This window comes from Okeania sp. SIO2F5, from assembly GCF_010692685.1.
GTDB classification, from domain to species: domain Bacteria; phylum Cyanobacteriota; class Cyanobacteriia; order Cyanobacteriales; family Microcoleaceae; genus Okeania; species Okeania hirsuta.
This window is the reverse complement of sequence record NZ_JAAHGU010000290.1, coordinates 1-1,944: the sequence shown is the minus strand read 5'-3', so window position 1 is coordinate 1,944 and position 1,944 is coordinate 1. Positions and strand designations below refer to the sequence as shown.

Here is a 1,944-nt window from a genome sequence, read left to right as displayed (position 1 = left end):
CTCCTCCTGCTAGAGGAACGCCAAAATGTGCTTCTAGCATCGGTGGAATATTCGGGCAAAGGAAAGCTACGCGATCGCCTTTTTGTAACCCCCAATTTTTTAAGGCGTTTGCTAATTGATTAACTCTAGTGGCAAACTGAGCATAAGTCCACCGTTGCTGACGGTAAACTATGGCCTCTTTGTCACGAAATGCTCCCACACTGCGTTCTAGGAAACTTTGGGGAGTGAGAAATTGAGAGGAAACTTTCATAATTTAGAATTTAGAATTTAGAATTTAGAATTTAGAATTTAGAATTTTTTGAGAATTTAGAATTAATCCGGAGAAAATTTGTATCCTTTTTCTCTCAAAAACTTGCAAAGCTTTACTATTCTGATGCTAAAACTCAGAGTCCTATCTTGTATATTTTTTTTTACCATATTAGGTTCTATTTATTCTAAATTCTAGGGCGTGTCATCAATTAAATCTGAAAGTGCTATGTAGCAAAAGTTTTGAACTTTTGGCCTGGAAAGACTCCAGATGCTAAAAACCTTGACTCACAAAGCTTATAGTTCTAATTGATGACAGACCCTAAATTCTAATAATTCTAAATTCTAATAATTCTAAATTCTAAATTCTAAATTCTAATAATTCTAAATTCTAAATTCTAAATTCTAATAATTCTAAATTCTAATGAATCCTTTTTTCATAACCAACCCACTCTTTTTCCCGCAATAAATATTTCTGCACTTTACCTGTAGCAGTCTTTGGCAACTCTATAAACTCAACCGCTTTCGGTACCTTAAACTGTGCCAAATTCTGGCGACAAAAATCAATAATTTCCTGCGCCGACACACTAACATCAGACTTAAGAGTCACAAAAGCTTTCGGCACTTCACCTCGTTTCGCATCTGGAATAGCTATCACCGCAACTTCCAAAACTGCAGGATGTTTGTAAATTGCTCTTTCAACCTCAATAGTCGAAATATTCGTGCCACTACTAATAATAATATCCTTGGCGCGATCGCGTAATTCCATATAACCATCAGGATACATCACGGCCAAATCTCCACTATGAAACCAACCCCCGCGAAACGCCAATTCAGTGGCCTCCGGATCGTTAAAATATCCCTGCATAACATTATTGCCACGCATCACTACTTCTCCCATAGTTTCCCCATCAGCAGGTACATCCTGCATATCTTTGTCTACTACCCGCATTTGAGCAGAATAAATACAAGCAACTCCCTGTCTAGCTTTCAAACGAGCGCGTTCGGCAAGTGATAACTCATTCCATGGTGCTTGCCATTCGCAGATAGAATGAGGGCCATAAGTTTCAGTTAAACCGTAACCATGAATCAATTCAATTCCCAACTCTTCCATTTTCTGAATCAGAGTTGGAGAAGGTGGTGCACCTCCAGTAACAACTGTAACGGTATGGGAAAGTTGTAATTTATTGATTACTTGATGTTCCTTGGTAAGCATTATTAATATTGTGGGAGAAGCACAGAAGTTAGTCACTCCCTCATCCATGATTAATGAAATTACTGTACTGGGGTAAAATTTTCGGAGACAAACATGAGTACCACCCACAGCAATTACTCCCCAAGGAAAACACCAACCATTACAGTGAAACATGGGTAAAGTCCACAAATAGACACTGCGGTTATTCATGCCTAATTCTAATGCCATACCCAAAGCATTGAGGTAAGCACCACGGTGAGTATATACCACTCCTTTGGGTTGACCACTGGTGCCACTGGTGTAGCTGATGGAAATTGCTTCGTTTTCGTCTGAAAGTGAGGAAGGTAGAGGGTCTGATGTACCTGTAGTTAAAAAAGTTTCATAATCTGTTCCTGGTAACTTTTCTCCTGTTGTTTCTATTTGAGTATCTACTATATTGATAATTTCTTCTACAGTTTCCAAATCATCCCGCACTGATGCTACCAGGTGAGATAATTCTGTAT

General features: G+C 38.6%; 2 protein-coding genes. Both read right to left on the bottom strand.

Annotation, left to right across the window (positions count from 1 at the left end; all coding sequences use genetic code 11):
• Window positions 1-250 (bottom strand): AMP-binding protein (locus F6K27_RS33010; RefSeq protein WP_287280227.1); only part of this gene is annotated, 250 nt, incomplete at its 3' end.
• 417 nt (window positions 251-667) lie between these two features.
• On the bottom strand, window positions 668-1,944 hold a 1,277-nt coding region (locus tag F6K27_RS33005; protein ID WP_287280225.1), incomplete at its 5' end, for an AMP-binding protein.